At 70.4% G+C, this 7,479-nt stretch carries 7 protein-coding genes and 2 pseudogenes; 6 read left to right on the plus strand and 3 right to left on the minus strand.

Translation table 11 applies throughout. From position 1 onward, the window contains the following. Nucleotides 1-67: 67 nt before the first annotated feature. The 4 genes and pseudogenes from ACQKIP_RS34080 to ACQKIP_RS34095 all read left to right on the plus strand — a co-directional run. A pseudogene (locus tag ACQKIP_RS34080) lies at nt 68-169 on the plus strand (DUF5999 family protein); the annotation flags it as partial. 56 nt (nt 170-225) lie between these two features. Continuing rightward, the gene (locus ACQKIP_RS34085; protein ID WP_365865323.1) at nt 226-1,425 is read left to right on the plus strand and encodes a tyrosine-type recombinase/integrase; all 1,200 of its coding nucleotides are present in this window, start codon (nt 226-228) and stop codon (nt 1,423-1,425) included. Next, a complete protein-coding gene (locus ACQKIP_RS34090) occupies nt 1,418-3,874 on the plus strand; it encodes a tyrosine-type recombinase/integrase (RefSeq protein WP_365865325.1) in 2,457 nt (818 codons plus the stop codon). Before ACQKIP_RS34085 ends, ACQKIP_RS34090 begins: the two co-directional genes overlap by 8 nt. A 29-nt stretch (nt 3,875-3,903) precedes the next feature. Next, a complete protein-coding gene (locus ACQKIP_RS34095; RefSeq protein WP_427745033.1) occupies nt 3,904-4,017 on the plus strand; it encodes a DUF5999 family protein in 114 nt (37 codons plus the stop codon). 45 nt (nt 4,018-4,062) lie between these two features. Here ACQKIP_RS34095 and ACQKIP_RS34100 read toward each other — a convergent pair whose 3' ends face one another. After that, nucleotides 4,063-4,674 (minus strand): TetR/AcrR family transcriptional regulator, encoded by a 612-nt coding sequence (locus tag ACQKIP_RS34100; protein WP_365865327.1) that lies wholly within the window; start codon nt 4,672-4,674, stop codon nt 4,063-4,065. A 109-nt stretch (nt 4,675-4,783) separates the two neighbouring features. On the opposite strand from ACQKIP_RS34100, the gene ACQKIP_RS34105 reads away from it, so the two are divergent. Both ACQKIP_RS34105 and ACQKIP_RS34110 read left to right on the plus strand, forming a co-directional pair. Beyond that, nucleotides 4,784-6,274: a cytochrome P450 gene (locus tag ACQKIP_RS34105; protein WP_365865329.1), complete on the plus strand. Its 1,491-nt coding sequence runs from the start codon at nt 4,784-4,786 to the stop codon at nt 6,272-6,274. A 90-nt stretch (nt 6,275-6,364) separates the two neighbouring features. Further along, on the plus strand, nt 6,365-6,643 hold the full coding sequence (locus ACQKIP_RS34110) for a hypothetical protein (RefSeq protein WP_365865331.1): 279 nt from the start codon (nt 6,365-6,367) through the stop codon (nt 6,641-6,643). A gap of 67 nt (nt 6,644-6,710) precedes the next feature. Here the strand turns inward: ACQKIP_RS34110 and ACQKIP_RS34115 are convergent. Together ACQKIP_RS34115 and ACQKIP_RS34120 are read right to left on the minus strand one after the other, a co-directional pair. After that, a pseudogene (locus tag ACQKIP_RS34115) lies at nt 6,711-6,935 on the minus strand (hypothetical protein); the annotation flags it as partial. Between the two features lie 65 nt (nt 6,936-7,000). Next, on the minus strand, nt 7,001-7,479 hold a 479-nt coding region (locus tag ACQKIP_RS34120; protein ID WP_427745034.1), incomplete at its 5' end, for a TetR family transcriptional regulator C-terminal domain-containing protein.

Consider the following 7,479-nt stretch of genomic DNA (forward strand, 5'->3'; position numbering starts at 1 on the left):
TATACAGGGAAACCGAAAAAAGACCGGGCCGCGCGCAAGGTTCGCGACCCCCACCCGGAGGTACACCATGTGCGCCCACCAGCCCCCTTGCCCGTCGGCCGACAGCCCCGACCACCTCGCGGCCAGGATTCTCTCCGCCCACCCCGAACAGGGCTGGTCTGTTAACTGCACCTTCTTGAGGTCGTTGGGCACTGCGATGTCCGACTGCCCAAGGAGTTCTGTGTGATGTCGCACCTGCGCAACCAGCTGATGGAGGGGCGGGCTGTCCTGCCCCGCGTCGGCTCGGTCGTTCAGCTGGAGACCCAGCACCCGGCGTACGCCGTACTCGACCCCGATGGAAGCCCGGTCGAGTCGGTGACGCCCTACCTGCGGGACCTCGCTCTGAACGACAACAGCCCAGCAACCAGCCGCAGTTACGCCAATGACCTGCTGCGGTGGTTCCGGTTCCTGTGGCTCTTGAACGTGACCTGGGACAAGGCGACGGAAGGGGAGGTGGCAGTGATAGTGGGATGGCTTCGCACGGCACCGAATCCGCAGCGCCGCCGCACCCGGCCGGACGCGCCGCAGCCCGGCTCGGTCAACCCCCGCACCGGCAAGCGGTACCTCAAGGCCGGCTATGCCCCGGCGACGATCAACCACGCGCTGACCGTGGTGGCCAGCTTCTACGACTTCCATCGCGACCTGGGCAAGGGCCCGTTGATGAATCCGGTGCCGGTCTCTGAGGCACGGCGCCGGGCGCTGGCTCACCGCAGCCCGGCGGAGGCTATGCCGGCTTTCCGCCGCTCCCGCCTGCGTCAGCGCGTCCCGGCCACCGAGCCCCGGGCCATCCCGGACGGGATGTGGGACGAGTTCTTCGCCGCCATGAACCACGACCGGGACCGCGCCGCGGTACTGCTCTACGTCTCCAGCGGCGCCCGCGCCTCCGAGCTCCTCGGCGTCACCCCGGCCGACGTCGACTGGCCGGCCCAGATCGTCTACGTCGTCTCCAAGGGCACGAAGCTGCGCGAGCCGATCCCGGCGAGTCCGCAGGCCCTGGTGGTGCTGGCCGCATACATCGACGTGATGGGCATGCCCGCTCCGCACGAGCCGGTCTTCCGCACCCGCCGGGGCCCGGACAAGCCGCTCACCTACTGGGCGATGCGGCGCGTCATCCAGCGGGCCAACGACCGGCTGGGCACGAACTGGAGCCTTCACGACCTGCGACACACGGCAGCCGAGCGGATGGCCAACGACCCCAACCTGACCCTGGTCGAGGTCCGCGCCATCCTCCGGCACGCCGACCTGGCCACCACCGGCCGCTACCTGCACGCCCGCGTCGAAGACCTCTTCGACGCCCTCCAGGCCCACTACCACCGGCCCCGCGTCCAGCCCAGCATCGCCGCAGGCTACGACCCGGACGACTTCAAGGCGGTGTTCGGTGGCTGACATCCAGACCTTCACCGCCCGCAACCGCCGCACCGACTACAACGGCGACGAGCCGTTCGTCCCCGCTCCCGTCACACGCTTCGCCGGCGCGGAACTGAAGGCGGCACCGGCACCGCTGCCCAGCACACCACCAGGCCCCTTCGGCGATCTGTCCCGGGCCCCGGCCTCCGAGATCCTTCGCCTCGTCGAACGGGTCACCAAGGGCCAGCCGAACCCGGGGCGCCGGCGGAAGGCCGTCCAGCGCACCTTCTCCCTCCTGGAGGAGATGCACGGTGATACGTGGCAGGAGAGATGGCTGGCCAGCGGTTTCGACGACGAAGGCGCCGAGTCGGTACGCGTCCTGGCGCGCGAGGGCGACCGCGTTGACAGCGCGGATCTGATCGCCGGGATCAAGCTGGCGTTCTGCCTGCGGGTCATCCGGCCGTCGATCTCCGGCTTCCGCGCGAACAAGTTCCTGGACTACCCGCAGAGATTCCGCGAACTCCAGCCCGATCCGCTGCTGGAGAAGTTCTTCGCCGCAGCCGACGCCTTCGACTTCCACCACATGCACCGGGTCCGGGCGAAGTTCGACCTGGCAGCCGCCCTGACCACGGGCGGCATCGCGCTGGAAGACCTGACGCCATCGGCGCTGCTGCACTTCGGCATGGAGTCCAAGCGGCTCGGGGTGACCCACGGCAGCAAGGCGGGGGCGACCCGTTTCGCGGGCCTGGGCACCTGGCAGGTGCTGCACCAGATGGGCCACTTCCCGCCCGGCACCCCGCCGACCCTGAGGGCCTACATCTATCGCGGCCAGCTCACCGTCACCCAGCTCGTCGACCGCTACCCCATCCAGCACCAGGGCGTCCGACAGCTGCTGATCGACTACCTGACCCGACGCCGGGCCGGAACCGACTACACCACCATCACGGCCCTGGCCCGCCAGCTCGCGAACACGTTCTGGGCCAAGATCGAGAAGATCAACCCGGGACAGCAGGACCTGGCGCTGAGCACCGAGGTCTATGACCAGTGGCGCGAGGCCATCAAGCGGTGGGACCGTGACGAGCGCCGCACCCGCGCCGACGACTCCGGCATCCTCCTGGCCGTCCGCGCCCTCTATCTCGACCTGCACAGCTGGGCCATCGACGAGCCCGAGCAGTGGGCTCAGTGGGTCGTGCCCTGCCCGATCCGGCCGAAGGAGCTCAAGGGGTTCGCCAAGCGCAAGCGGGAGATCCACCAGCGGATGTCCGACCGCATCCGGGTCCGCCAGCCGCTGCTGCCCACCCTGGTCGCGCACGTCGAAGGCCGCTACGAGCACTTAACGGGCCTGCTCAAGAAGGCCCGCGCGGTCGAGCTCGGAGAGATCTTCGAGCACGAAGGGCACTCCTACCGGCGCACGGACAGCGACCGCGACCGCACCTGGGCCAAGAGCCAGGACGAACCACCGGTCCGCGTCACCGACGAGGACGGACAGGTCCTCAACGTCACGCTCACCGAGGACACCGCGTTCTGGGAATGGGCCGGCCTGGAGATCCTGCGACACAGCGGCATCCGCGTTGAGGAGCTCTGCGAGCTCACCCACCTGAGCATCCGCCAGTATCGGCGCCCGAACAACGAGGTCATCGCCCTGCTCGTCATCGCCCCGTCCAAGAGCGAGCGCGAGCGCGTCATCCCGATGTCCGCGGACCTGTTCCACGCCATCGCCCAGATCATCCGCCGCCTCACCCCCGACGGCCGGCCGGTCCGCCTGCTCAACCGCTACGACCCGCACGAGAAGACCTGGTCAGAGCCCATGCCGTTCCTCATGCAACGGCAGAACGGCACGCAGCGATCAGTGATCTCCCCGACCACGTTCATCCACATGTTCGCCCGCAGCTGCGAGGAACTCGCCGAGACCCACCGGGCCTTCGCCGACATGACCTTCACGCCGCACGACTTCCGACGGCTCTTCGCCACCGAGATCGTCAACGGTGGCCTGCCCATCCACATCGGCGCCGCCCTGCTCGGCCACCTGAACCTCCAGACCCTCCAGGGCTACGTCGCGGTCTTCGCCGAAGACATTGTCGCCAACTACCAGCGGTTCCTGAACCACCGCCGATCGCTCCGACCCGAGATCGAATACCCCGAGGTCACACCCGAGGAATGGGCCGACTTCGAGGAGCACTTCGACAAGCGCAAGGTCGAACTCGGCAACTGCGCCCGCCCCTACGGCACCCCCTGCAACCACGAACACGCCTGCATCCGCTGCCCGATGCTCCAGGTCAACCCCAAAATGCTGCCCCGCCTCGCGGAGATCGAGAAGGACCTCCTCCTGCGGCGCAAGCGAGCCCAGGAAGAGCACTGGCTCGGCGAGGTCGAAGGCATCGACTCAACCCTGACCTTCCTCCGCGCCAAACAGGCCGAAGCCGCCCGCCTCTCCGAGAGGCCCACCACCAACCTCGGCATCCCACGCCCACGCCCCGAGGAGATCTAGTGATCCCCAACGAACCACGATCGAGTGAAGTGCAGAGAAGGAGCCTGCTGTGCAACGGCACCATCGTCTTCGACGACACCGGCGAGCTGCTCCCGGACGGCCGGGTCGTGGCGGTCAGCAGGCCCCTGGCGATGGCGGCCTGAGCCTGACCCGCCCGCCCGGCACGAGCGCGTTCCAGGGCTCCTCTTTCACGGAGCGATCGCGCCCAGCAGCGCCCTCGCGCACAGGTCCCGCACCTGTGCGCGCGGCAACAGACCAGGCTCCTCGAGCCACTCCAGGCAGACGGCCACCATGAACGCGAGCCAGCCGCGCACGGCCAGGCGCAGGACGGGCAGTTCGCGGGGCGGGGACACCGCGTCGGGGTCCGCGGCGAGGGCCGCCAGGATCTGGTCCTCGTGGGCCGCCAGACCCTCGCGGTAGATCCTGCGGACCGTGACGTCACCGGTCTCCTCCGCGCGGTGGAACGCGCGGAAGCCCTCCGCGTGCGATTCGACGTACGCGAGGAACGTGTCGAGGCCCGTGCCGATCTGCTCGCGGACGGGCACCCCGGGCACCGCCGCCGTCAGACGCAGCATCCGTTCGCTCTCGCGCTGCACCACGGCGGCGAAGAAGTCGCTCTTCGTCGGGAAATAGTGGTACAGCAGACCGCGCGAGACCCCGGCGATCTCCGCCACCCGCTCGACCCAGACGTCGTCGTACGGATTCTGGGCGAAGAGCCGCGCCCCGGCCGACAGGAGCTGCTCCCTGCGCTCCTCGGTGCTGAGTCTGCGGCGCGTGCGCTCCTGCGGTTTCGCGGCCATGGGAAAACCTTACTTGACGTGGATTCAACAGCGGGACCAGACTGGGAGCCCTTATTGAATCCGCGTACAACAGGCTCAACGGGTCTGCGGCTCAAGGGAGATGACACACATGGCGCAGGTGTCGCAGACATCGCAGGTGGCAGCGGGTGCCGGGGCGGCCGGTGCGGCCGGGCCGCCCAAGGGGTTCCGCTCCGCCGAGCTCGGGTGGCCCCGCCTCGACCTCATCCCCCATCCGCCGCGCCGCCTGCCCCTGATCGGCGACGTCCTGGGCGCGAACGTCCGCACGCCCGTGCAGGATTCGATGCGGATCGGCAGCAGCCTGGGGCCCATATTCCGCCGCAAGGCCTTCGGCAAGGAGATCGTCTTCGTCTGGGGCGCCGAACTGGCGGCCGAGCTGGCCGACGAGTCGCGGTTCGCCAAGCACGTGGGCCTGGGCGTCGCCAATCTGCGGCCGGTGGCCGGTGACGGCCTGTTCACCGCCTACAACCACGAACCCAACTGGCAACTCGCCCACGACATCCTCGCGCCGGGCTTCAGCCGTGACGCGATGGCCGGCTACCACCCGCTGATGCTGGACGTCGCCCGGCAGCTGACCGACCGCTGGGACGCGCGCGAGCAGGCCGGGCGGTCCGTGGACGTGCCCGGCGACATGACCAAGCTGACCCTGGAGACGATCGCCCGCACCGGCTTCGGGCACGACTTCGGCTCCTTCGAGCGCTCCCGCCCCCACCCCTTCGTCTCCGCCATGGTCGGCACGCTCTCCTACGCCCAGCGCCGCAACGTCGTGCCACCCGCGATTGCCCCGCTGGTGCTGCGCGGCGCCACCCGGCGCAACGCCGCCGACATGGCCTACCTCAACCGCACCGTCGACGACGTGGTCGCGGCCCGCCGCGCCGCGTCGGGCCCGGGCGACGGCGATCTGCTCGACCGGATGCTGGAGGTCGCCCACCCAGAGACCGGCGAGCGGCTCTCCGCCGAGAACATCCGGCGCCAGGTCATCACCTTCCTCGTCGCCGGGCACGAGACGACTTCGGGCGCCCTGTCGTTCGCGCTGCACTACCTCGCGCGCTCCCCCGACGTCATGGCCCGCGCGCAGGCGGAGGTCGACCAGGTCTGGGGCGACGCGCAGGAACCCGCCTACGAACAGGTCGCCAAGCTCCGCTATCTGCGCCGCGTCCTCGACGAGTCGCTGCGGCTGTGGCCGACCGCGCCCGGCTTCTCCCGCCAGGCCCGGCAGGACACGACCATCGGCGGCGTGCACCCCGTGCGCGAGGGCGCCTGGGCGCTCGTCCTCGCCACGCTCCTGCACCGCGATCCGGCGGCGTGGGGCGATCAGCCCGAGGAGTTCGACCCCGACCGGTTCGCCCCTTCGGCGGTACGTGCGCGGCCCGCCCATGTCTTCAAGCCGTTCGGCACGGGAGCGCGGGCCTGCATCGGCCGTCAGTTCGCGCTGCACGAGGCGACGTTGGTCCTCGGCATGCTCCTGCGCCGCTACGACCTGCACGCCGATCCCGGCTACGACCTGCGGGTGGTCGAACGCCTCACGCTCATGCCCGAAGGGCTCACGCTGCGGCTCACCCGGCGCACCACGGGCGCGTAGGGACGCGATTGTCAGACCCGTGCGCAAGAGTGGAGGGTCCACCGGTGCGAGCCATCGGTCCTTTCGATCCCGCGCAGAGGAGCTCTCGACATGACCAGCACGCCGACCGCCGAACTCGCCGCCGCCCAGGCCTGCTTGCGGCTGCTGCACACCGCACGCGCCGCGCTGTCCGGCCCCTCCCCGGCCGCGGCGGCTTCGCTGCTCGCGGGCCCCATGGCGGAGGCGGACGAAGCGCTGCGCAGGGCGGGCCTGACGGGCAACGAAGCCGAGCTCCTGAACAGGATCTACGACCTCGAGCCCGACCGCCCCGATCCCCGCCCGCGCCCCGCCCCGGCTAGTTCGCCCTCGTCGATCCCCTCGGTTCCCTGACGTCCGCGGCCTCGTCGCGACCGCCGGGTTCCGCCGGCCCGTCCGGCCCGGACGGTCCCTTCGGCTTCCAGGTGAACTTGTCGCCGCCCACCCAGCGCACCTGGTCCGGGTCGTCCACGTCGTCCACGACATGGCCCACCTGGGCGGCCACCTCCAGGACGTCGACGAGTTCTCTCGCCTCGCCGACCACCTCGCCGTCGAGCTCCACGATGCGGAAGGGCGGTCGGCCGGGGTTGACGCCGAGGACCGTGATCCGGGGGTTCGCCATATAGAGATGCGCGCTTTCGGTCATGTCTGCAGGCTTCCACGCCACGGCTCCGTCATGACCTCCACGACCTGCCCGTTCGGCCGCTCGGGCTACGTACCGGCCGCCTCGGGGCGCCCGACGAGCCGCTCGGCCGCCGAGCGCGCCGAGGCGAGGGCCCCCTGGCGGTCCGCGCCGCGCTGCCCCAGGACCACCCGGATGCTCAGGCCGTCGAGGAGGGCGAGGAGTTCACCGGCGCGGCCCGCGGCGTCGTCCACCACGAACGCCTCCTGAGCAGCACCCCCGGCGAGCAGGGCCTCCAGATCCGCCTGCCAGCCGCGGTCGAGCCCGTCCTGGGCGGTGCGGAGCGGTTCGTTCGCCCCGGCGCGCGCCCACAGCTCGATCCACAGCATCCAGCGGGGGTCACGCGGCCCCTTGGGCAAGTACATCCGCAGGAACCGGTCGAGCTTGCGTGCGGGTGCCGAGCGGCCCGCGAGCAGCGCGCGCCGCTCCTCGGTGAGCGCGGCCTCGCTCCAGCTCAGCGCTTCCAGGAGCAGCCGGTCCTTGCTGCCGAAGTAGTACAGGATGCTGT

The organism is Streptomyces sp. NPDC059900 (genome assembly GCF_050270335.1).
In the GTDB taxonomy this organism is placed as follows: domain Bacteria; phylum Actinomycetota; class Actinomycetes; order Streptomycetales; family Streptomycetaceae; genus Streptomyces.